Annotated in this window: 15 protein-coding genes; 11 read left to right on the top strand and 4 right to left on the bottom strand. The window is 52.9% G+C overall.

The genetic code is table 11. The annotated features are described in order from the left end of the window. Positions 1–49: 49 nt before the first annotated feature. Both nadC and FCL42_RS14120 read right to left on the bottom strand, forming a co-directional pair. Positions 50–889, bottom strand: coding sequence for a carboxylating nicotinate-nucleotide diphosphorylase (gene nadC, locus FCL42_RS14125; RefSeq protein WP_136864069.1), 840 nt, complete (start codon positions 887–889; stop codon positions 50–52). 4 nt (positions 890–893) lie between these two features. Further along, a complete protein-coding gene (locus tag FCL42_RS14120) occupies positions 894–1394 on the bottom strand; it encodes a retropepsin-like aspartic protease family protein (protein ID WP_136864068.1) in 501 nt (166 codons plus the stop codon). A 46-nt stretch (positions 1395–1440) separates the two neighbouring features. Between FCL42_RS14120 and ampD the strand changes: the two genes are divergently transcribed. The 8 genes from ampD to FCL42_RS14080 all read left to right on the top strand — a co-directional run bounded on the left by ampD (position 1441) and on the right by FCL42_RS14080 (position 16796). Beyond that, positions 1441–2019, top strand: a complete 579-nt coding sequence (ampD, locus tag FCL42_RS14115) for a 1,6-anhydro-N-acetylmuramyl-L-alanine amidase AmpD (RefSeq protein ID WP_136864067.1) — start codon at positions 1441–1443, stop codon at positions 2017–2019. Continuing rightward, the gene (gene ampE, locus FCL42_RS14110) at positions 2020–2868 is read left to right on the top strand and encodes a beta-lactamase regulator AmpE (RefSeq protein ID WP_136864066.1); all 849 of its coding nucleotides are present in this window, start codon (positions 2020–2022) and stop codon (positions 2866–2868) included. 404 nt (positions 2869–3272) lie between these two features. Then, positions 3273–4028: a pyruvate dehydrogenase complex transcriptional repressor PdhR gene (gene pdhR / locus FCL42_RS14105; RefSeq protein WP_136864065.1), complete on the top strand. Its 756-nt coding sequence runs from the start codon at positions 3273–3275 to the stop codon at positions 4026–4028. 66 nt (positions 4029–4094) lie between these two features. Further along, on the top strand, positions 4095–6761 hold the full coding sequence (aceE, locus tag FCL42_RS14100) for a pyruvate dehydrogenase (acetyl-transferring), homodimeric type (protein WP_136864064.1): 2667 nt from the start codon (positions 4095–4097) through the stop codon (positions 6759–6761). A 12-nt stretch (positions 6762–6773) separates the two neighbouring features. Beyond that, positions 6774–8438, top strand: coding sequence for a dihydrolipoyllysine-residue acetyltransferase (gene aceF / locus FCL42_RS14095; protein WP_136864063.1), 1665 nt, complete (start codon positions 6774–6776; stop codon positions 8436–8438). A gap of 126 nt (positions 8439–8564) precedes the next feature. After that, entirely contained in the window at positions 8565–9989 is a 1425-nt protein-coding gene (gene lpdA, locus FCL42_RS14090) for a dihydrolipoyl dehydrogenase (RefSeq protein WP_136864062.1), read from the top strand. A 226-nt stretch (positions 9990–10215) separates the two neighbouring features. After that, a complete protein-coding gene (locus tag FCL42_RS14085; RefSeq protein ID WP_136864061.1) occupies positions 10216–14559 on the top strand; it encodes an EAL domain-containing protein in 4344 nt (1447 codons plus the stop codon). An 8-nt stretch (positions 14560–14567) separates the two neighbouring features. After that, positions 14568–16796: a patatin-like phospholipase family protein gene (locus tag FCL42_RS14080; protein WP_136864060.1), complete on the top strand. Its 2229-nt coding sequence runs from the start codon at positions 14568–14570 to the stop codon at positions 16794–16796. Here the strand turns inward: FCL42_RS14080 and hxpB are convergent. Beyond that, the gene (hxpB, locus tag FCL42_RS14075) at positions 16779–17426 is read right to left on the bottom strand and encodes a hexitol phosphatase HxpB (RefSeq protein WP_136864059.1); all 648 of its coding nucleotides are present in this window, start codon (positions 17424–17426) and stop codon (positions 16779–16781) included. The genes FCL42_RS14080 and hxpB overlap by 18 nt on opposite strands. Positions 17427–17571: 145 nt before the next feature. Between hxpB and FCL42_RS14070 the strand changes: the two genes are divergently transcribed. Together FCL42_RS14070 and acnB are read left to right on the top strand one after the other, a co-directional pair. Further along, positions 17572–18591: a DUF4382 domain-containing protein gene (locus FCL42_RS14070; RefSeq protein ID WP_136864058.1), complete on the top strand. Its 1020-nt coding sequence runs from the start codon at positions 17572–17574 to the stop codon at positions 18589–18591. A 261-nt stretch (positions 18592–18852) separates the two neighbouring features. Next, positions 18853–21450 (top strand): bifunctional aconitate hydratase 2/2-methylisocitrate dehydratase, encoded by a 2598-nt coding sequence (gene acnB / locus FCL42_RS14065; protein ID WP_136864057.1) that lies wholly within the window; start codon positions 18853–18855, stop codon positions 21448–21450. 93 nt (positions 21451–21543) lie between these two features. Here acnB and rsd read toward each other — a convergent pair whose 3' ends face one another. Continuing rightward, the gene (gene rsd, locus FCL42_RS14060; RefSeq protein ID WP_136864056.1) at positions 21544–22038 is read right to left on the bottom strand and encodes a sigma D regulator; all 495 of its coding nucleotides are present in this window, start codon (positions 22036–22038) and stop codon (positions 21544–21546) included. Positions 22039–22445: 407 nt separating this feature from the next. Between rsd and hemE the strand changes: the two genes are divergently transcribed. Beyond that, positions 22446–23510, top strand: a complete 1065-nt coding sequence (gene hemE, locus FCL42_RS14055) for a uroporphyrinogen decarboxylase (protein ID WP_136864055.1) — start codon at positions 22446–22448, stop codon at positions 23508–23510. Positions 23511–23514: the final 4 nt, after the last annotated feature.

Below are 23514 nucleotides of genomic sequence, written 5' to 3'. Positions count from 1 at the left end.
GTGGAAGCAAGCAAGGGCAGTTCTATGCAACTTGCTTGCTAACGTCGGATTATTTAAATCGCATCGATAGGTCGACAGCACGAACATGCTTGGTCAGTGCGCCAACGGAGATGTAATCGATGCCGGTGTGGGCAAAGCTGGCAATGGTATCGATGGTTACGTTGCCGCTGACTTCCAGTTTGGCTCGGCCTTGATTGAGCTCCACCGCTTGCACCTGCATGGTAACGTCGAAGTTATCCAGCATCACGATGTCAGCGCCTCCTTCAAGGGCTTGCTGAAGCTCGTCGAGGTTTTCCACTTCCACTTCCACTGGCTTGTCGGCATGCAGGGCGCGGGCGGCGACGATGGCATTGGCGATGCCACCACAGGCGTTGATGTGATTCTCTTTGATCAAAAAGGCATCGAACAAGCCAATACGGTGGTTTTTCCCTCCGCCGCAGGTAACGGCGTACTTTTGCGCCGTGCGCAGGCCGGGAAGGGTTTTTCGCGTGTCCAGTAACTGAGTTTGGGTGCCATCAAGCTTCGCGACGTATTGACCAACGATGGTGGAAACGCCCGATAGGGTTTGTACGAAGTTCAGTGCTACCCGTTCGCCGGTGAGCAAAATACGTGCGGGGCCTGCAAGTTCGCACAGCACTTGATTGGCGACGACCATATCACCGTCATCCACGTGCCAGTGCAGCGCCACATCGCCACCTAGCTGATTAAATACCTGCTCAACCCAGGCTTTGCCACAGAAGATGGCATCTTCACGGCTGATGATGGTGGCTTCGCTGTAGCGATCCGCTGGGATCAACTGGGCGGTAATGTCACCCTGAGCAGCATCAAGGCCGCCGAGGTCTTCATTGAGCGCGTTGGCCACGGCCAAGCGGATGTCGTTTTCCAACATAGAGTTACTTCCTAATGGTGAGCGTTTGCCCACGCTGTACCAATTCCAGATGGCGCAGCGCATTCATCCCAAGCAGAATGGTGTCATCCTGTTGACCTGGGTTGAGGCTGGCGTCGAGATTATACAGGGTTAGCGGCCCGATTTTCAGGCTTTGTACTTGAGTTCGGTAAACCGTCACCGTGCCATTGGCGGTGCTGACTGGGTAGGGGTGACCCGCTTCCAGTTGCAATCGGTTGGCAAGGTGAGCGGGAATTGAGGTGGTGGTGGCTCCGGTATCCAGCATCAAGGTGACCAACTTACCGTTGATCTCACCGTCAACCACGTAGTGCCCTTGTCGATTTTGCTCAAGGGTAATGGCACCGCCTTCAAACTGCAGATTTTGATTGGGGTTAAACCGGTTACTGAGGCTGTCATCAAAGTAGAGGTACAGCAGCAACAGCAAGGTCGCCCATGCCAGAAACATCATGGGCTTAGCGAATGGCGAGCGGGTATGTGTCTTGTTCATGGGTGACCTGATACAGTATAACTTCGCTTTATTATTGAGTTTTTGTATGCAAAAGGCCACTTTGCCACAGTTTCAATTGGAGCCCAATGGGCGTTGGTTTGAACAGATTCCGCTTCGGCTGTCGCCGTTTCAGAATGCCCGCCCTGCTGACGTTGACGTGGATACCCTAGTGATTCACAACATCAGTTTGCCGCCCGCGGTGTTTGGTGCCGACTATATTGAGCAGCTGTTTCTTGGTTGCGTACAGGTGGATGTGCCGATCTTAGAGGACGTGCGTGGGCTCAAAGTATCCAGCCATTTGTTGATTCGTCGCTGTGGCGAAGTGATCCAATATGTGCCCTTTGATCGCCGCGCTTGGCATGCGGGAGTGAGCGAGTTTCATGGGCGAGCGAATTGCAATGATTTCTCCATTGGCATTGAGTTAGAGGGCACCGATGAGCTGCCCTACTCCAGTTCACAATATCGCAGTTTAGTTGGGGTAACCCTATCTTTATTAGAGGCTTACCCTAGAATGACTGTAGACAGAATTTGTGGCCACAATCAGATTGCTCCGGGCAGAAAAACCGATCCCGGGCCAGCATTTGATTGGGCCTACTACCGACAGCAATTGAGTAAGGCAAGCTAGATGGCACTGTTTTCCCTATTGGTGGTTTTGATCCTTGAGCGGCTGAAGCTGGTTGGCGGCCTGCTGCAATTTGAAACGGTATTTGAGCGTTATCGTAGGGCAACCTTTGATGATTCGGCGCTGCGTTCTCCGTGGAAGTTGGCGTTGGTGTTGCTGGCACCGGCGCTGTTGGTGGCGTGGTTGGCGGACCTGCTGCAAGGCGTTCATCTTGGGCTGTGGCACCTGCTACTTTGGCTAGTGGTTGGGGTGGTGCTCTTTGGTAATCAGTCGCTGCGCCAGCGCTTTAAGCAGTATCTGGAGGCCGCTTGTCGCGGGGATCTTCAAGCGTGCTTTTTAAATGCAGACAAAGTGGATCCGGTGCCTTTTGAAGCCACCGACGAAGCGCAGCTTGGCCAGCGTATGGGCCAGGTTGCCGCTTGGCTCAATTACCGCTACTACGCGGCCACCGCCCTCTACTTCGTGCTGCTTGGCCCCGCCGCTGCAACCTTCTATTGCACCGTTCGTGGATACCATGATCACAGCCTTCGCCAGCAGCTGCATCGCCCTGTGCTAACTGGCTTGATGACGTTAATGGATTGGATTCCCAGTCGCATTGTCGCCTTTGGTTTTGCATTGACGGGGCATTTCAGTCGCGCGCTGTCGGTATGGCTGGCGCTGGTGTTTAAACCTGCGGTGTCGGCGAGGGAGCTTATCTATCGGGTGGCGGTGGTTGCCGAGGAGATCCCGCAAGAGTCTGAGGCGCCGGTTTGCGTCCAGTCTACTCTGGCGCTGTTAAAGCTGGCCAAGCGCAATGTGACTTTGCTGCTTCTAGTGGTGTCGATATTGACCATTCTTGGCTGGATAAACTGAGATTCAGCCTCGTGAACTAAGGAGCCGATTGGCTCCTTTTTCTTTGCCAATCTGTTAAAAAATAGACAGTTTTTAACCAATTGACCAAGGTTAGTGATCTAAATCTCGATTTTTGCGAACTGGTCGATTGATCTCACGCAAAAAGCGCGGATGATCCATTTTCATACCCAATTTCGACCTGAAGCAAAAGTTCCTATTTAACCCGATTTTCCTGAATCTGAGTGCAGCTGGTCAAACCATGCTCAAAACCAAGGCAGCACAAGGCTTGAACTTGGTTGAACTTTTGCCATTATCTGTGACGACGATCAAGAAGGTTGTCATCCAATAATGTGATCTGCTATAGTCCTTAGCAGTTAAATGGTCATACCAATTTACAATTTATAAAACTGAGAACTTATCCGACCATGGCCTACCAAAAAATTAGCCAACCTAAGCTATCCGACGTCATCGTAAAGCAACTTGAAAAGATGATCTTGGAGGGCAGCCTAAAACCGGGGCAAAAACTGCCTCCAGAGCGAGAGTTGGCCCAGCAATTTGAAGTGTCTCGCCCATCGCTGCGTGAGGCGATTCAGAAGCTGGAGGTAAAAGGCCTGCTATTCCGTCGTCAAGGCGGAGGCACTTATGTACAGGATCAGTTGTGGAACAGCTTGGCGGATCCCTTAGTGGAACTGCTGGCGGATAACCCAGAAACTCAGTACGACTTGTTGGAGTTCCGTCATGCGACTGAAGGCATGATGGCCTACTATGCGGCGCTTCGTGGCACAGATGCTGATCATGCCATCTTGAAGCAGCGCATTGAACGACTTGGTGAAGTACAGGGTCAGCTTGAGCTTGAAGCTCAGGCGATCGTGGACTTCTACCGAGCGGTTGCGGAAGCTTCCCACAACGTAGCTATGCTGCACGTGGTGCTGAGCCTTTCGCCTCTGCTCGTGCGTAATGTTGCTGAAAACCTTGAACTTTTATACCGACGCGAAGGTTCAGCGCAGCACGCAAACTTGCACAGAGAAGCCCTGTTAAAAGCGATATTAAATCGACAGCCCGAAGTGGCACGCAGAGCCTCTAATGAACACTTGGCCTACATTGAAGAGGTGACTCTCGAGGTGCGTCAAGAAGACAGTCGCGAGCAACGCAGCCTACGGCGGTTGCGCAACGACTTCTAACAAACTGCAAGAAAGGTGGCTGAACTTCAGCCTCCCCATCACAAGCAACGGAAGAGGAATTTTGTGATGCCGGAAATTTTGCCACACGATGTGGATCCGCAAGAAACTCAGGAATGGCTAGGTGCTCTGGCCGCGGTATTGGAACAAGAGGGTCCGGAACGGGCTCACTACTTATTGGAGCAGATGATCGATAAAGCCCGCCGCAGCGGTGCTTATCTTCCTTACAAAGCCACCACGGCTTATGTAAACACCATCCCAGCAGGTCAAGAGCCTGTGATGCCTGGTAACCTTGAGCTTGAAGGTCGAATCCGCGCTATCGTGCGCTGGAACGCCCTCGCTATGGTTTTGCGTGCATCCAAAAAAGATCTTGAACTTGGCGGTCACATCTCCAGTTTCGCCTCCAGTGCGACACTGTATGACGTCTGCTTTAACCACTTCTTCCGTGCTCCAAACGAGAAAGATGGCGGCGATCTGGTCTATTTCCAGGGTCACATCGCTCCGGGCATCTACTCTCGCTCTTTCCTTGAAGGCCGCTTGACTGAAGAGCAGCTGGATAATTTCCGACAAGAGGTTGATGGCAAAGGTATTCCATCCTACCCACACCCTCGTCTAATGCCTGATTACTGGCAGTTCCCAACCGTATCCATGGGTCTTGGCCCAATTGCGGCCATCTATCAGGCTCGCTTCCTGAAATACCTGACTGACCGTGGCATCAAAGATTGCTCCGAGCAGAAGGTGTACTGCTTCCTGGGTGACGGTGAAGTGGATGAGCCAGAAGCGCTGGGCGCAATCGGTCTGGCCGCTCGCGAAGAGCTGGATAACCTGATCTTCATCGTTAACTGTAACCTGCAGCGTTTGGACGGCCCGGTACGTGGTAACGGCAAGATCGTTCAGGAGCTGGAAGGTGAGTTCCGCGGCGCAGGCTGGGAAGTGATCAAGGTACTGTGGGGTCGTTACTGGGATCCTCTGCTGGCCCGCGACACCTCAGGCAAGCTGCTGCAGCTGATGGAAGAGACCGTTGACGGTGAGTACCAGAACTGCAAAGCCAAAGGCGGCGCTTACACCCGTGAGCACTTCTTTGGTAAATACCCAGAGACTGCCGAGATGGTGGCCAACATGTCCGATGCGGACATCTGGCGCCTGAACCGTGGTGGTCACGATCCAATTAAGGTTTACGCGGCACTGAAGAAGGCCAACGAAACCAAGGGTCGTCCAACGGTTATTCTGGCTAAGACCGTAAAAGGTCACGGCATGGGTGAAGCCGGTGAAGGTAAGAACATTGCCCACCAGGTTAAGAAGATGGACATGGAAGCGATTAAGCACTTCCGTGACCGTTTCCACATCCCACTGACCGATGAGCAGTTGGAAGACATTCCGTACTACCACCCAGGAGAAGACTCCGAAGAGGTGAAGTACCTGCGTGAGCGTCGTGAAGCCCTGAAAGGCTACATGCCAGCTCGTACCCCACAATTCACCGAAGAGCTGGTAACCCCACCTCTGAAGGCGTTTGATGCGGTACTCAAAGGCTCCAATGGTCGTGAAATCTCCACCACCATGGCGTTTGTTCGCGTACTGACGGCTCTGCTGAAAGACAAGCAGATCGGCAAGCGCATCGTTCCGATTATTCCGGATGAGGCCCGTACCTTTGGTATGGAAGGCCTGTTCCGTCAGGTGGGCATCTACGCCCACGAAGGTCAGAAATACACCCCGCAAGACCGTGACCAAGTGGCTTACTACCGTGAAGACAAGAAAGGTCAGGTACTGCAGGAAGGCATTAACGAACTTGGTGCGATGAGCTCCTGGTTGGCGGCGGCGACTAGCTACTCCACCAACGACTCGCCAATGATTCCGTTCTACATCTATTACTCGATGTTCGGTTTCCAGCGTGTGGGCGACATGGCTTGGGCAGCCGGTGATATGCGTGCTCGCGGTTTCTTGGTTGGTGGTACCTCCGGTCGTACTACCCTGAACGGCGAAGGCCTGCAGCACCAAGATGGTCACAGCCACATCATGGCCAACACCATCCCAAGCTGTATTACTTATGACCCAACTTACGGTTACGAAGTGGCAGTCATCGTTCAAGACGGCCTTGAGCGTATGTATGGCGATGACCAAGAGGACATCTTCTACTACCTGACCACCCTGAACGAAAACTACGAGCAGCCAGCCATGCCAGAAGGCGTGGAAGAGGGCATCATCAAAGGTATCTACAAGCTGGATACTCTGAAAGGCTCTGGTAAAGGTAAGGTTCGTCTATTGGGTTGTGGCTCTATTCTGCAGCAAGTTCGCAAAGCGGCGGATGCACTATCTAAAGACTTCGGTCTGGATGTCGACGTCTACAGCGTTACCAGCTTCAACGAACTGACCCGTGATGGTCAGGCTATTGAGCGCATCAACCTACTGAACCCAGAAGCTAAGCCTGAGCAGGCTTACGTGACTAAGGTGCTGGAAGGCGACGCTCCGGTGATTGCGGCTACCGATTACATGAAGTCCTACGCGGATCAGATCCGTGCTTGGGTTCCTGCAGACTATAAAGTGCTGGGTACCGATGGTTTCGGTCGCTCCGACAGCCGCGCTAACCTGCGTCACCACTTTGAAGTGGATGCACGCTGGGTAGTTCTGGCAGCACTGAAGTCGCTGGTTGACCGTGACGAACTGCCTGTGAAGGTGTTGACTGACACCATCGAGCAGTACGGCATTGATACCAACAAACCTAACCCTCTGTGGGCCTAAGGGGATAAGCGAATGGCGAATGTAAAAGAGATCCGCTTACCGGACGTAGGCGGGGATGCCGTTGAGATCATTGAGGTCTGTGTGGCCGCCGGTGATGCCATCGAAGCCGAAGGCGCACTGCTGACCGTTGAGACCGACAAAGCCACCATGGATGTGCCAAGCGAAGAGGCCGGCACTGTGGTGGAGCTGAAAGTACAAGTTGGCGACAAAGTTAGCGAAGGCGACCTGATTGCCCTAGTTGAAGTGGCTGGCGGCGAAGCGGCGGCAGAAACTCCTGCTCCTGCCCCAGCTGAAGAGCCTGCACCAGCACCGGTTGCAGAGGCGGCCCCAGTGGCAGAGCCTGTACCAGCTGCAGCACCGGCAACGGCCAGCGTTGAGTCAGTCGTGGTTCCAGACATCGGTGAGTCCGGTGAAGTGGACATCATCGAAGTGCTGGTTGCCGTCGGCGACACCGTTGAAGCGGAGCAGGGCCTAATTACTCTGGAAACCGACAAAGCCACCATGGAGGTGCCTGCACCTTTCGGCGGCGTGGTGAAAGCGCTGCACGTAAACGTGGGTGACAAAATCGGCGAAGGTGGTTTAGTCGCTGAGATTGAAACCGCAGCCTCGGCGCCAGCCGAAGCGCCAGCACCCGCACCAGCCCCTGCGGCGGAGCCTGCACCGGCCCCAGCGCCTGCGAAAGCGGACGCGCCAGCCAAGCGAGCGGCACCAGTTCCTCATCACCCATCTGCGGGTGCTCAGGCGCCATCTGGTGCGGTGTACGCTTCTCCGGCGGTTCGCCGTCTGGCTAATGAGTTTGGTGTTGATCTGACCAAGGTGACTGGTACGGGTCGTAAGAACCGCATCCTCAAAGAGGACGTTCAGGCTTACGTTAAGTACGAGCTGTCTCGTCCTAAGGCCAGCTCTGCTACTAGCACTGGTGCCGGTAACGGCCTGCAGGTGATTGAGCAGCCGAAAGTCGACTTTGCCAAGTTTGGTGAAGTGGAAGAGGTGCCACTGTCTCGTATCCAGAAGATCTCTGGTCCGAACCTGCATCGCAACTGGGTAACCATCCCTCATGTGACTCAGTTCGATGAGGCGGACATAACCGAGCAGGAAGCGTTCCGCAAGCAGCAGAACCAACTGGCGGCTAAGATGGACGACGGCGTGAAACTGACGCCGCTGGTATTCATCCTTAAAGCGCTGGCTCGTGCACTGGAGCTGCATCCTAAGTTCAACTGTTCGCTGTCGGCGGACGGTGAGAACCTAGTGATGAAGAAGTACGTGCACATCGGTGTGGCGGTCGATACGCCAAATGGTCTGGTGGTTCCTGTGGTACGTGATGTCAATAAGAAGGGCATCAACGAGCTGTCTAAGGATCTGGGTGAGCTGTCTGCCAAAGCACGTCAGGGCAAACTCAAAGCTCAAGACATGCAGGGCAGCTGCATTACCATCTCCAGCCTAGGTGGCATTGGTGGTACTCAGTTCACACCGATTGTGAATGCCCCTGATGTGGCCATTCTGGGTGTGTCTCGCTCTGAGATGAAGCCGAAGTGGGATGGACAAGCGTTCCAGCCACGCCTGATGCTGCCGCTGGCACTGTCTTACGATCACCGAGTGATCGACGGTGCCGATGCCGCACGCTTTATCACTACCCTGAGCCAGAATTTGGCGGATATCCGTCGATTGATTCTGTAAATCTGTAGATAAAGGTCAGCCCTTCGGGTTGGCCTTTTGTTTATCGAGCTTGGGCAGTACAATGCCATCACCCCCTTAGAGGGTGGCGTCTGCCCCAACGGAATGAAAATAAAAATAGAGGACAATATGAGCAACGAGATCAAAACCCAAGTCGTGGTTCTCGGTGCCGGACCTGCCGGTTACTCCGCAGCGTTTCGAGCTGCCGATCTAGGCCTTGAAACCGTCATTATCGAGCGTTTTAGCACCCTAGGTGGTGTGTGTCTGAACGTTGGATGTATCCCTTCAAAAGCACTGCTTCACGTTGCCAAAGTGATCGATGAAGCCAAAGCGATGGCTGATCACGGCGTGAGCTTTGGTGAGCCTCAGATCGATCTGGACAAAGTGCGTGCCCACAAAGAGAAGGTTATCGGTCAATTGACCGGTGGTCTGGGTGGCATGGCCAAGATGCGTAAGGTGAATGTGGTTAACGGTTTCGGTAAGTTTACCGGTCCTAACAGCATCGCCGTTGAAGGCGCAGACGGCACCACAGTGATCAACTTCGACCACGCCATTATCGCTGCCGGCTCTCGCCCAATCGAGCTGCCATTCATCCCTCATGAAGACCCACGTATCTGGGATTCTACCGACGCACTTGAGCTCAAAGAAGTTCCTGAAAAACTGCTGATCATGGGCGGTGGCATCATCGGTCTGGAGATGGGTACCGTATACCATGCGCTGGGTAGCCAAGTGGAAGTGGTTGAGATGCTGGATCAGGTTATTCCTGCGGCAGACAAAGACGTGGTTCGTGTGTTCACCAAGCGCATGAAGAACAAGTTTAACTTCATGCTGCAAACCAAGGTGACCACAGTAGAAGCCAAAGACGATGGCATCTACGTGACCATGGAAGGCAAGAAAGCCCCGGCAGAGCCTCAGCGTTACGACGCAGTATTGGTGGCCATTGGTCGTACACCAAACGGCAAGTTGATCGACGCCGACAAAGCTGGCGTGAAGATTGACGAGCGCGGCTTCATCAACGTTGATAAGCAGATGCGTACTAACGTTAACCATATTCACGCCATCGGCGACATCGTCGGTCAGCCAATGCTGGCGCACAAAGGTGTGCATGAAGGCCACGTGGCTGCGGAAGTGATTGCCGGTAAGAAGCACTACTTCGATCCTAAGGTGATCCCATCCATCGCTTACACCGATCCGGAAGTGGCATGGGTTGGTCTGACCGAGAAGGAAGCCAAAGAGCAGGGCGTTAACTACGAAACTGCGACCTTCCCTTGGGCCGCCAGTGGCCGAGCCATCGCTCAGGACGCTTCTGACGGCATGACCAAGTTGATCTTCGATAAAGACTCTCACCGCATCATCGGTGGCGCGATCGTAGGCAGCAACGGTGGTGAACTGCTGGGTGAGATTGGCTTAGCAATTGAGATGGGCTGCGATGCCGAAGATCTGGCATTGACCATCCACGCTCACCCAACTCTGCATGAGTCCATTGGCTTGGCCGCAGAGGTATACGAAGGCAGCATTACCGATCTGCCAAACCCAAAAGCTAAGAAGCGCTAACGGTTAAAGTAATTGAAATTAAAAAAGCGGCTTCGGCCGCTTTTTTTGTGGTTAAATACTGAGCAGGAGTTTGAACCAAAACTGAATATCGCGCACAAATTTCAACGATAAATAGATCTTTTCTAGCCGCATCTTTAAAGTGAGCGCTAGCAGACCACAAAAGTGCAATCCCGTGAAAACAATAACGACATTATTTTTGTGTCTGGCTCTTTTTTGTTCGTCGCTGATGGCGACAGAGTTAGTCACGCGACACTTTGACCAAGCCAATGGGCTGTCGGTTAATTCGATCTACGATATCGATATCGCTCACAACGGCATGGTGTGGGTGGCGTCCCATAATGGCCTCTATCGTTTGGCTAGCCACAAAACGCGTCGCATCGATGTCGCTTCTGGCTCCACCATGTTTGGTGACGGCATCATTCGTGCTGTGCGAGAGCTGACCCCCGAACTGCTGTTGGTTTCCACTGAACACGATCTCTATCTCTATTACCCCAATGAAGAGCGAACTGAGATGCTTGGGGTACAGCGTTTTGGCAACTTCCGCCGTTCCAGTAGCATTGCAATTAGTGAGATCAGCGACAACAAATTGTGGCTGGTGAATGATAAAAATGAGCTTTATCGACTCGATATTAGCGCCATGTCATTGCGTTTTCTTGGGGTGCTTCCGAGCGGCAGTGGCGTCGCTCACACCATCGTTCATCATGATCAGCAGGTGATCATAGCCTCGAGAGAGCGCTTGATTGGCTTTGATCTGGAGCAGGAGTCGTTTCACTCTATCCCGTGGTCGAAGGACAATGGCCGCATTTCGTCGATGTTTGTGGATGACCATCAGCAGCTGTGGTTATCGGGCAGCGAAGGTGTGTTCCTGCAACAGGGGGATGCATTTACCTTGTTGGCCAGAGAGTTTGGTGGGGTACGAAGTATTGAGCAAGGTCCCCAAGGGATGCTGTGGATGCTGGGCCAGCGGCACCTGTTAAAAGTGAATCCAGACACCAAGGAACTGACCACCCTTGGCGATCACGATAAGTTCTTCGCGGAGAGCAACAGCCTCTACAAGTTGCAGCTGGATCCTTTGGGCAACATCTGGCTTGCCACACTTAATGCGGGCGTGGTGGTGATGGAGCAACCGGAGCCCTATATTCTCGCTAAATATAACAGTCGAACCGAGCCTTCGTTATCCAATGAGCTGGTTTGGTCTACCTGGGGCGATGAAAACGGTTTTTACGTTGCCCATGAGAATGGTCTGGATGAGATCAACTTCGCCACTGGGGAACGCATAACCCATCAAATTCGCGATCTGGATAATGTAGATGCCGTATTTGGGCTGATGCCTGTAGGTAAAGACCAACTGCTGCTTGGTACCTCGAAAGGGCTGTTTCTGTGGAATCGACAGGATTACAGCCATCGATTATTGGTCACCGAAAACGGTGAATCGATGAGGCAGCGAGTGATCTTGGGCCTCCAACAAGGAAAAGACAGCATCTGGGTAAGTACCGATACCTTCTTTTACCGTTTCGATAAAGCCAGTGGTCAGGTGGAGCGGGTATTGGTTGATGGTAAACCCATTGAAAGTGTTCGAGTTGCCTATGAGCTTGGTGACACGCTGTGGATTGGTGGCATGCGCCGTTTTGGAGAGTTATCACTGACAACTGGAGCTTATCAGGACCGCCTGTATTGGCTCCCTGATACCAACGAGCAATACCACATAGGTAACATCATCGCTTTGAGTGATGAGCGCTTGCTGATCGGCAGTTATGGTGAGGGGGTGTTCGAGGTTGATATCCCTAAACAACAGGCCGTGAACAAAGACATTGAGTGGCAGGTCAATTGCCGTACCCCGTTTTCCATGCTGGCTTCAAAAGAGGGAGCCATCATCGGCTGCCTTGATCAGATCTTACTTTATCAGCCTGAGAAACATCAGCTTATTCCCTTGGGGGACGACCGAGGCCTGCATGGTTTGGAGGTCAGTGAAGGCGCTCTGTTTGAAGACAAGCAAGGCATCTTGTGGCTTGGTAGCACTTCAGGGCTGTGGAAGTTAGACCCATCCTTGATTGAGGAGGAGGCGTCACAGGGGCAACTGCTGATCGAATCGGTGCAGGTTCAGTACCCTCAGCGTAGTCGGTTATACCTCTCCCCTGGGCGTGAACCTGTGGTGATAGAGCCTAACTACAGCTTAGTGACCATCGGCTTTGGGGTGGAGGCGATCTCTGACGCCAATGGGGTGCCAGTGCGCTACCGATTGAACTTGAATGGCAAGGAAGCGCCCTTTGTGGAGATTCATGACGAAACCGCCGTGAATCTGTCCCAGTTGCCTGCGGGGAAACATCAGTTGGTGCTTCAGGGGCAGGTAAACGGTGCCTGGTACCCGAAATTGGTGACGCTGGATTTCGAGGTTCAGCAGTACTGGTGGCAATCTCGCGGCATTCAGATTTTATCGATCCTTCTGATCTTGGCGTTGGCCTTGTTACTAACCGAGTATTGGCGAAATCAGTTGAGGCGCCAACGACAAATTAACGATGCGCTGAAGCAGAGCCAGCATCGATTGCAGCTCGCCCTGCAGGGCAGCGGTTCAGACATCTGGGAGTGGGACGCCAGCAGCGACAGCTTCTATATCGAAAATCGGCAGTCGACGCTGTCTCATTCCACCCGGCCGATGCGCCTGCCTCGCAAGGGGATGAATCTGCATCGGTATGATCGTGATGCCGCTGAGCAAGCGTGGAATGCCATCGTAAATGGCGAGCAGCAGCGGCTTAATGTGGAGTTTCGAGTGATTAGCCCCCTAGGGGAGTGGCGCTGGTTATGGGTGTCGGGTACCGCCATTGAGCGCGATCTGGATACCGGCAAGGCCAAAGTGATTGCAGGGGTATTTACCGATAAAACCAATGTGCGTCAGATGGCACACCAGCACACGCTCTATGCGCACGCGGTTGAGAACACCTCCGAGGGGATGTTGATCATCGATGAACAGGGCTTGATTGGCGCCAACAACGCCTCCGCGGTATCCATTCTTGGTTACAGCGTTGGCGAGTTGATTGGGCGTCCGGCCCATCAATTGCTTCATGATTCTGAGGTTATCGCGTCCCTTCAGCAGAAGCATAACTGGGGCGGAGAGCTGGACCTGAAAACCCGAGCTGGTGGCACGGTGCCCGTGTGGCTGAACCTGTCCCGGATGACGGTAGACGACGGTGATGATTATTATGTGGCGCTGTTCTCGGACATCTCAGAGCGTAAAAAGCGAGAGATTGAGCTGAAGCAACTGGCCAACTACGACCGAGTGACTGGCCTGCCCAATCGCAGCTACTTCGATAAACTGATGAAAGGCTATCTGGTGGACGGCAACACCACTCAGTTAGCGCTACTGTTCCTCGATTTGGATCGCTTCAAACACATCAATGACACCTTCGGTCATGGTACCGGTGATGCATTGCTCCAAGAGATCAGCTCCTTACTGGCGGCGCGGCTTGATGATGCTGGAACGCTGTGCCGCTTTGGTGGTGACGAGTTCGTAGTGGTGGTGCCTGATGTGGCGTCCAAAGAGCAGGTGATGGAGCTTGCGCAGGGGCTGATCAACTGCTTAGAGCGTCCTATTAAGGTTCGCAGTCAGCAGTTTTACTTGTCGGTCAGTATCGGAGTGGCTTGCTACCCTGAACATGGCCAGCAAGCTGAAGAGCTGTTGAAAAACGCCGATCTGGCGATGTATCACGCCAAAGAGCAAGGGCGCGGCCAGGTGTGTTGTTACACGCCCGACAAAGACGCCAAAGCCACCTATCAGTTGGAGATGGAAACCGAATTGCGTCAAGCTCTGGCATTGAACGCTCTCGATATCCATTTTCAGCCAGTGCTGGATGTCACTCGCGGCAAGGTAGTGGCAGTGGAAGCCTTGATGCGATGGCGCCGCGAAGATGGCCAGCAGGTGTCTCCGCAGCGATTCATCGAGTTGGCTGAGTCCAGCGGTTTGATCATTGCGCTGGATCGCTGGATGCTCAAGCAAGCCTGTCGCCAATTTGTGAAATGGCCGAGCTATGATGAGATGACGCTGTCGGTGAACGTGTCTGCCAGCCACTTCTGCGAACACAACTACGTGGAAGTGATTAAACAGACTCTACAGCAGGTGGGCATGGATCCTCGGCGGTTGTGTCTTGAGATCACCGAAGGGGTATTGATGCAGCAGGTCGGTCTAGCTAAAGACCACCTCAAAGCCTTGAGAGAGCTTGGAGTGAGAGTGGCGGTGGACGATTTTGGTACTGGCTACTCATCATTGGCCTATCTGAGCCAGTTTGCGGTGACCAGCCTCAAGATCGACCGCTCTTTCATCCAATCTATGTTGGAAAACAAAGCGAATCGGGCTATTACTTGCAGTATTCTAGACTTAGGCCGAAACCTAGAGTTGTCGGTGATTGCGGAAGGGGTGGAGACACTGGCTCAACAGCAGTTTTTGATTGAGCAGGGCTGCCACTTTATCCAAGGATTCCGCTTTGCTCGGCCGATGCCGGAGCCTCAATGCCTAGCATGGATTGAAGGCTACAGCGAAAATAAACAGATGTCCCTAGAAGACGCGTTAGTTGATTGAGGAAGCCTGTGTTAATTCGATTATTGGTGATGGCCTTAGCCCTGTCTGTTGTTGGCCTACAAGCGAAAGAGCGCCCTGAAATTGGGGTTGTGCTCTCCGGTGGTGGTGCCAAAGGAGCCGCCCACATTGGGGTGCTGAGAGTGCTGGAGCAAAATCACATTCCGGTGGATCATATTGCGGGTACCTCAATGGGAGCCTACATCGCTGGCCTATATGCTTTGGGTTACAGTGCCGATGACATCGAAAGCATCATGATGTCGATGGATTTTAATACCGGCTTCGATGACGACGTGCCTCGAGAAGATCTCTCCTATCGACACAAGCAACAACATAATGAGTTTCCACTGCCCCTCAAAATGGGTTTTGACGGCAGCGAAGTGAAGTTTCCAAAGGGGGCGCTTCAAGGGCAGACCATGCGTTCGCTGATTCGGCGCTCGGTAGGTACCATCCCTGAGCTAAATCATTTTGACGATCTGGCGATTCCGCTGCGCACCGTGGCCACCAACTTGGCGGATCGCAGTGAAGTGGTGCTTGACTCCGGTAATCTGGTGGTGGCGATGCAGGCCAGCATGACCGTTCCTGGTGCGCTGGCTCCCATTGAATATCAGGGCAAGATGCTGGTGGATGGTGGCATGGCCAACAACCTTCCGGTGAGCGTGGTTAAGGAGATGGGGGCCGACATCATTATTGCCGTCGACATCGGCACCCCACTAAAGAGTCAAGATGAGCTGAAGTCGGTCTTCGATGTAGTCGATCAGTTAACGGGGTATTTGACCAACATGACTCGAGACCAACAGGTGACGTTGATGTCTGAACAGGACATCCTGTTGGTGCCTGAAATTGATGGTGTGGGAACCAGTGATTTTGACCTGATGCCGGAGATGATTCCTCGAGGTGAAAAGGCGGCGAAGGTAGAGTTAGCTCGACTGAAAGAGTTGTCCATTTCTGAGGAGGCGTATCGCGCCTACCAAGATCAGAAGATTGCGGTGCGAGAGTTTTGGTTGCGTAAGGGCCGTGGCGAACTGATGGCCGTGGAGCTCAACAACAACTCCTGGGTCAATGATGCGCACATCATGAATGCCTTAGGGGTGAAACCTGGGGAACTGCTTGAGCAGGACGAGATCGAAAACGCCATCGCCCGGGTGTATGCGTTAAATGAATTTGAGCAGGTGGATGCCCACATCGATGAGCGTCCCGAAGGCCACGTGCTGGTGTTGGATGTCGCTGGCAAGAGCTGGGGCCCCAATCTGCTTGAGCTTGGCCTGCGTTTTGAGGATAACTTCGATGATGTTTCTCGAGTTAACGTCGACGTGGCCTACACAGTAAACAACCTACACCTGTTCGGTGCCCAGTGGCGAAATGAGCTGGGGATCGGCAACGATCAGCGCGTTAAAAGCGAACTCTACTTGCCTTTGGAGACCACCCAGAAATGGTACCTTCGAGGTCACTTTGAGTATCACAAAGAACTGTGGGACAGCATCATTGAAGATGAGGCGTTTCCCTTTAAAGAGGTGCGTCGTGACAGCAGTAATTTCACTGTGGGTGCCGGCATCAATATCGGGACTGAGGCGCAGCTGGAGCTGTCCTACATGTACGAGACAGGCGATCTGGAAAACCAAAGCTCCAACTTTTTCAGCAACCTCGGCGAATACGAGGTTAATGGGGCGCGTTTAACGTTCGGCTATGATTCGCTGGATCAGTTTATGTTTCCCACCGAGGGAACCAAACTGTTGGTGAGTGTGGCTCACCTTGATGAGCGCTCAGATCTTACGTTCGATGATCAACCTCGGTCTAATGCCCGCTCCATCCAGTACGAGTTTCAATGGGTTGGCGCCACTCATTGGGATCAGCACAGCGGGTTCATTAAAACCGAATACCAGTCGGTGAATGAAGATGGAGTCAGCTTAAGTCAGCTGCAGTCTTTAGGTGGTTTCTTGAACCTGTCCGGATTCTATCGTGATTCTCTGTTTGGCAGTCACCGAGCACTGGCTGCGGGTGTGTACACCTACGATCTGTCAGAGGGCACGTTGGGGTTATCGATTCCAGTCTATGTGGGCTTCTCTCTCGAAGCCGGTAATGTTTGGCTAGAGAAAGACAGCGTGGATATGGGCGACCTTATCTACTCTGGTAGCTTGTTTCTCGGTGCGGAAACGAAATTGGGCCCCGCAGCATTGGCATGGGGTCATGCCGATACTGGGGACGACAGCTTCTACCTGTTCTTAGGTAAATCGTTCTAAGTCGAATTGCTGCAGGCTATCGAAGCGGTAGTCTGCAGCAGCAAATCGGGCGTCCTGCTTGTGGTCAGCATCGGGAATCGCTACGACAGCTAAGCGTCCTGCTTTGGCGGCGATTACCCCATTGAAAGAATCTTCAATCGCCAAACAGTGCTCAGGTGCAACGCCCAGTGCGTCGGCGGCATTGAGATACACCTGTGGGTGAGGCTTGCCTAATGGCAGGTGCTCTGCCGAGCAGGTAGCATTGAAGTAGCCCTGGATATTCAGCGCCTTAAGGGTGGTTTCCATCAAGCGATGAGGCGATGACGTGGCCACCGCCATGGGGATCCCTGCGGCTTTAATTGCATCCAGAGTCTGCATGACCCCTGGCATCGGCTGGCCTTGTGCTGCAATCACCTCCACCATGGTATCTAGAATTTCAGCTTCTACTTGAGCCAGATTGGGGTTTTCCCAAGGTTGGCGGTCGAACCAATACTTCACCACCTCGTCGATGCGAAGCCCTTGCGTCTTGAGGGTGTCAGCTAACGTTAATTCGACACCATAACGAGGAAATACAGCTAATTCAGCCTGTTGCCAGAAGGGTTCGGAGTCTACTAGCACCCCGTCCATATCGAAGATGATTGCTTGATACATAAAGCCTCGAATTCAGATGAGTTTTGTTCGTTTGCCATTGCCTTGAACGTGATTACCCTGCGTGTCTCCAACCTTATATTCATGGGTTAACTACACTTAAGGCTGGCGAAATATGACGCTTAGAATAGAGAGTTAGGACGTATATATGAACCGAAAACTTATCGCATTGGGATTGGGCTCCACTTTGGCTCTCGTTGGCTGTGGTGGTAGCAGCGGTGGAGGCGACTCCAGCCCCCAGGTGGGAAGCTTCTCTTTGGCGGTGTCTGATGCTCCTGTTGATGAAGCGTCTGAAGTGGTGTTGTTTTTCAATGAGGCAGTGTTAGTGCCACAAGGCGGTGGCGACCCAGTTTTGATTGATCTTAGTGGTGACGGTGCTGATAGCGTGGATCTGCTCAAGTATCAGGGCGATAACAGCAAGGCACTAATTAGCGGTCAAGAGTTGCCTACGGGCGTCTACACCATGTGTCTCTATGTACTAGATGGCAATGGGCAAATTGACCTTTCTTATGTAAACAGTGAATCTGATGGCATTCAGCCGCTGCGAGTGAACAGCAAAGGCAGTTGCAGTGGTGTGTCTGGTGATACCCAGAGTGCGGGGCGCATCTTTTTTAATCAGCCATTTACCATTAATGCAGGCAGCAACAGCTTTGTCGCAGAGTTTGATCTGCGCAAGGGGTTGGTGAACCCCGTGGGGCAGGCTGGCTATTTCATCAAACCAACTGCGGTACAGCTAGTGAATCTTGCTGGTGCGGGTACCATTACCGGCCAACTTCAAGATGAGCAGCGTCTAGCTTGTGAAGCCGATGAGTCGCAGCGACTCGGTGCCAGCAGTTTCCAGCATACGGCGTACCTTTATGCCAGTGCGCCGACCCTAGAGCAGATGGGAGATTTCATTGGTGAAGCGAGTTATCCAGAGGCAAGCGAACTTCAGGAGCCTATTGCGGCGGCGGACATCAGCCTAGATGACGTCACTGGAGAGTATCGTTATACCTTCGGTTTTATTGGTGAGGGTGACTATCAGCTCGGCTATACCTGTGTAGCCAATGCCGATCTGGCGGACAGTCATGAAACGCAATCTGAGGGCTTTGGGATCTATCAATCCTATGGTCCAGTAACCGTGCTTGCCGAGGCGGTTGTTGAACAAAATCTTACCCTGCCTGAATAAAATCCCAATGACCTCCCCATGGAGGCCATATTACGACTTTGGTGGAATCTTCGGTTATTTCCTCTGGCTAGGATTTAAACTTCTGTTTAAATTCGGATATACTGCGGGCAGCTCGAAAAAGGTGTGGCCTTAATCACAAAATTAGACTCAAATGCCACATCGGCCGAATCCCGTCTGCGCAATAACTAGGCAGAGGATGAGGTAATCATAATAGGACGAGCAGCTTCGTCGTAAGCCTGCCAGTAAAAGAGGATTTTTGCCGTGCTAGAAGCCTACCGAGAACACGTTGCCGAACGCGCACAACAAGGTATTGCCCCCAAACCACTCGATGCGGAGCAAACCGCCGCACTGATTGAATTACTCAAGAACCCACCTCAAGGAGAGGAAGCGGTTCTGATTGACCTACTGGAAAATCGCATCCCGCCAGGCGTGGACGAGGCCGCTTACGTAAAAGCCAGCTTCCTAACCGCCGTGGTACAAGGCGAAGAGACCAGCCCACTGTTGACCCAAGAGCGCGCTCTTGAGCTGCTAGGAACCATGCAGGGCGGTTACAACATCGAACCTCTGCTGCGTGCACTGGACAATGACAAGCTGGCACCGCTGGCGGTTAAAGCCCTGTCTCACACCTTGCTGATGTTCGACTCCTTCCACGATGTGGTTGAGAAGATGAACGCCGGTAATGACTACGCCAAGCAGGTGGTTCAATCTTGGGCCGATGCGGAGTGGTTCCTGTCTAAGCCACAACTGGCTGAGAAGATCACCCTGACTGTATTCAAAGTTAGCGGCGAAACCAACACCGATGACCTGTCTCCAGCTCCGGATGCGTGGTCACGTCCAGACATTCCGCTGCACGCCTTAGCGATGCTGAAAAATGCTCGTGATGGCATCACCCCTGATAAAGCCGGTGAAGTGGGTCCAATCAGCACCATTGAAAAACTGAAAGAGAAGGGACATCAGGTTGCCTACGTGGGCGACGTTGTGGGTACCGGCTCTTCCCGTAAGTCCGCCACCAACTCGGTGCTGTGGTTCATGGGGGATGACATCCCTTACGTGCCAAACAAGCGTGCCGGTGGTTTCTGCTTGGGTGGCAAGATCGCTCCGATCTTCTTCAACACCATGGAAGATGCTGGCGCTCTGCCAATCGAACTGGACGTAAGCCAGATGAATATGGGCGATGTGATTGAGATCTATCCCTATGAAGGCGTGGCGAAAAATGCCGATACTGGTGCCGAGCTGTGCCGTTTTGAACTGAAAACCGACGTACTGCTGGACGAAGTTCGCGCTGGCGGCCGTATCCCTTTGATCATTGGCCGTGGCCTGACTGACCGTGCCCGTGAGACTTTGGGCTTGGAAGTGAGCGACGTATTCCGTCGTCCTGCTGCCGTGGCTGACACCGGCAAGGGTTATACCCTAGCGCAGAAGATGGTGGGTAAAGCCTGTGGCGTTGACGGTATCCGCCCTGGCCAATACTGTGAGCCTAAGATGACCACAGTTGGTTCTCAGGATACCACCGGTCCAATGACCCGTGATGAGCTGAAAGACCTAGCCTGTCTGGGCTTCTCTGCGGATCTGACCATGCAGTCGTTCTGCCACACCTCTGCGTATCCTAAGCCAGTGGACGTGACCACTCACGCGACTCTGCCTGATTTCATCATGAACCGTGGTGGCGTATCCCTGCGTCCTGGTGACGGTGTAATCCACTCTTGGCTGAACCGCATGTTGCTGCCTGATACCGTGGGTACCGGTGGTGATTCTCACACCCGTTTCCCTCTGGGCATCTCTTTCCCTGCAGGGTCTGGTTTGGTGGCATTCGCCGCAGCGACTGGGGTTATGCCTCTGGATATGCCTGAGTCGGTACTGGTTCGATTCAAAGGCGAAATGCAGCCAGGTATCACTCTACGTGACTTGGTACACGCCATCCCTTACTACGCCATCCAAAGCGGTCTGCTGACCGTTGAGAAGCAGGGTAAGAAGAACATCTTCTCTGGTCGAGTGTTGGAGATCGAAGGCCTAGACAACCTGACCGTTGAGCAAGCGTTCGAGCTGTCTGATGCCTCTGCGGAGCGTTCAGCGGCAGGCTGTACCATTAAGCTGTCGGAAGAATCTATCGCTGAGTACCTGAACTCCAATATCGTGATGCTGAAGTGGATGATCGCCGAAGGCTATGGTGATCGCCGTACTATCGAGCGTCGCATTAAGGCGATGGAAGCCTGGTTGGCCAACCCTGAGCTGATGGAAGCTGATGCGGATGCGGAGTATACCGAGGTAATTGAGATCGACCTGAGCGAGATCAAAGAGCCAATTCTGTGTGCGCCAAACGATCCTGATGACGCTCGTCTGCTGTCAGAAGTGCAGGGTGAGAGCATCGATGAGGTGTTTATCGGAAGCTGCATGACCAACATTGGTCACTTCCGCGCCGCTGGTAAGCTGCTGGATAAATATAAGGGTGCGTTGCCGACTCGCCTGTGGGTGGCTCCGCCAACCAAGATGGATCAGCAGCAGCTGATCGACGAAGGCTACTACGGCATTTACGGTCGTGTAGGCGCTCGTACCGAAATGCCTGGCTGTTCACTGTGTATGGGTAACCAAGCCCGTGTGGCCGATGGGGCTTCTGTGGTGTCTACCTCTACCCGTAACTTCCCGAACCGTTTGGGTACCGGTGCGAATGTATTCCTTGCCTCAGCAGAGCTGGCGGCAGTGGCATCCATTACCGGTAAGCTGCCGACTGTGGCTGAGTACCTAGAGTATGCCAAAGAGATCGATGCTCAGGCGGCGGATACCTACCGTTATCTGAACTTCCATCAGATGGAGCAATACACCAAGCCTGCGGGCGAAGTGATTGTTCAATCAGCGGTGTAACACTGGTCTAAACCAGACAGCAAAAGCCCTGCAGATGCAGGGCTTTTTTGTGTAGGCTCGACAGCAGACTGAGCCCAAGGCTGAGGCGGATATTTAACTGCTGGGCTGCGCCTCTTCACTGTATTGCCGATGCAGTAGCTCCAGCATCTTATCTTCTAAGGCGAAGCGGTCTTCCAGTGCTTGGCCCAGTTTTGAAAGTTGCTCGTCTAACTGCAGCCATAACTCGTCGCTGCCGGTGACCTTCACCCCAAACTTATCGTTGAAGTCTAGTGCCAGCTCAGTGCTGTCGGTGATTTGCGGCAGTACCTGACTGACCAACTGCTGAGATTGTTGGTCACGCTTTTTGCATTCGGCGATCACCTGTTGGAACACTTCGAAATGGCCTTCTGATACGTAATCCACTAGGGAGTTACAGAAGTTATTGATGTCATTTGCTTCCGGCAAAGTGTCATTGCTGGTGTCGTATGGCGCTAGGGCGGCAATCTGGCAATACTGAATTAGTAGTTGGCGCCGGCTGTTTAGCCACTGATCGATAAGATCAATTTTCCCACCCCAAGCATTTTCTGCATGTTGTAGTTTTGTAAGCATGGGCTTCCCTCATTTTCTGCTGTCCTCGTGATTAGAAGTTAAGTAATAGTGTGTCGGTTAATCAATGTTTTTCGTCAAAAAAACTGTCGATTGGTTGAGGTCAGAGGAGAGAGGGTGGGAAACGGAAAAATAAAAACCCCGCAGCAAGGCTGCGGGGCTCAAGATATGGTCTTTCTGGGCTCGATTGTCACGAGCTTCTGCGTTATTTGCTAGCGCAGTATTTTTTATACCAAAGCTGAGGTTATCGTGCAACTCTCTGTTACAGAGAGTTCCCGTAATATTTGCAGAGCAGTTCAAAAATTTAGCACTAAAATTTGAGAAATTGCTCACGCCGATTGAGCCATATTCGGCAATCAAGATGTTACAATAGCGCCAATTTAACACCGCTTGCATTAGGGATGAGCGAAATGTCCGAATTGAAAAACGATCGTTATCTACGTGCGTTGCTGCGTCAGCCAGTAGATAAAACCCCTGTCTGGATGATGCGCCAAGCTGGACGCTATCTACCAGAATACCGCGCCACTCGTGCAGAAGCCGGCGACTTTATGTCCCTGTGTCGTAATGCTGAGCTGGCTTGTGAAGTGACTCTGCAGCCACTGCGTCGTTACCCACTGGATGCGGCGATTCTGTTCTCAGACATCCTGACCGTTCCTGATGCAATGGGCTTAGGTCTGTACTTCGAGCAGGGCGAAGGTCCTCGTTTTGAAACCCTTTGTGATAGCAAAGCCGTCATTGAAAACTTGCCTATTCCAGATCCAGAAGGTGAGTTGCAGTACGTGATGAATGCAGTACGCACCATTCGTCGTGAACTGAAAGGCGAAGTACCGCTGATCGGCTTCTCTGGCAGCCCTTGGACGTTGGCCACCTACATGGTTGAAGGCGGAAGCTCTAAAGACTTCGCTAAGATCAAGAAGATGGCATTTGCTGAGCCGCAGACTTTGCACCTGTTGCTGGACAAGCTGGCTGAGTCAGTGATCCTGTACTTGAACGCTCAGATCAAAGCGGGCGCTCAAGCGGTTCAGATCTTCGATACTTGGGGCGGCGCTCTGTCTGGCCCTGCTTACCGTGAATTCTCCCTACAGTACATGCACAAGATTGTGGATGGCCTGATCCGTGAGTATGACGGCCGTAAAGTGCCAGTGGTACTGTTCACCAAAGGCGGTGGTCAGTGGCTGGAGCAGATTGCTGACACCGGTTGTGATGCGGTTGGCTGTGACTGGACCGTCGATATGAAAGCCGCTCGTGAGCGTGTTGGCGATCGTGTTGCGCTGCAGGGCAACATGGACCCATCTTGGTTGTACGCGCCAGCGGATAAGATCCGTGGTGAAGTGTCTCGCATCTTGGCTGAGTTCGGCCACGGCAATGGCCACGTATTTAACCTTGGCCACGGTATTCACCAGCACGTGGATCCAGAGAACGCTGGTGCGTTCATCAATGCAGTTCACGAGCTATCTGAGCAATATCACAAGTAAGTGC

Origin of the sequence: Ferrimonas aestuarii (genome assembly GCF_005116665.1) — a bacterium.
Lineage (GTDB): Bacteria > Pseudomonadota > Gammaproteobacteria > Enterobacterales > Shewanellaceae > Ferrimonas > Ferrimonas aestuarii.
The sequence above is the reverse complement of the archived record's forward strand: the minus strand, read 5'-3'. Positions and strand labels throughout refer to the sequence as shown.

Excerpts from the sequence above, each read along its gene's own strand:
- nadC (WP_136864069.1), bottom strand. The coding sequence starts at position 889 with ATGTTGGAAAACGACATCCGCTTGGCCGTGGCCAACGCGCTCAATGAA.
- FCL42_RS14120 (WP_136864068.1), bottom strand. The coding sequence starts at position 1,394 with ATGAACAAGACACATACCCGCTCGCCATTCGCTAAGCCCATGATGTTT.
- ampD (WP_136864067.1), top strand. The coding sequence starts at position 1,441 with ATGCAAAAGGCCACTTTGCCACAGTTTCAATTGGAGCCCAATGGGCGT.
- ampE (WP_136864066.1), top strand. The coding sequence starts at position 2,020 with ATGGCACTGTTTTCCCTATTGGTGGTTTTGATCCTTGAGCGGCTGAAG.
- pdhR (WP_136864065.1), top strand. The coding sequence starts at position 3,273 with ATGGCCTACCAAAAAATTAGCCAACCTAAGCTATCCGACGTCATCGTA.
- aceE (WP_136864064.1), top strand. The coding sequence starts at position 4,095 with ATGCCGGAAATTTTGCCACACGATGTGGATCCGCAAGAAACTCAGGAA.
- aceF (WP_136864063.1), top strand. The coding sequence starts at position 6,774 with ATGGCGAATGTAAAAGAGATCCGCTTACCGGACGTAGGCGGGGATGCC.
- lpdA (WP_136864062.1), top strand. The coding sequence starts at position 8,565 with ATGAGCAACGAGATCAAAACCCAAGTCGTGGTTCTCGGTGCCGGACCT.
- FCL42_RS14085 (WP_136864061.1), top strand. The coding sequence starts at position 10,216 with ATGGCGACAGAGTTAGTCACGCGACACTTTGACCAAGCCAATGGGCTG.
- hxpB (WP_136864059.1), bottom strand. The coding sequence starts at position 17,426 with ATGTATCAAGCAATCATCTTCGATATGGACGGGGTGCTAGTAGACTCC.
- FCL42_RS14070 (WP_136864058.1), top strand. The coding sequence starts at position 17,572 with ATGAACCGAAAACTTATCGCATTGGGATTGGGCTCCACTTTGGCTCTC.
- rsd (WP_136864056.1), bottom strand. The coding sequence starts at position 22,038 with ATGCTTACAAAACTACAACATGCAGAAAATGCTTGGGGTGGGAAAATT.
- hemE (WP_136864055.1), top strand. The coding sequence starts at position 22,446 with ATGTCCGAATTGAAAAACGATCGTTATCTACGTGCGTTGCTGCGTCAG.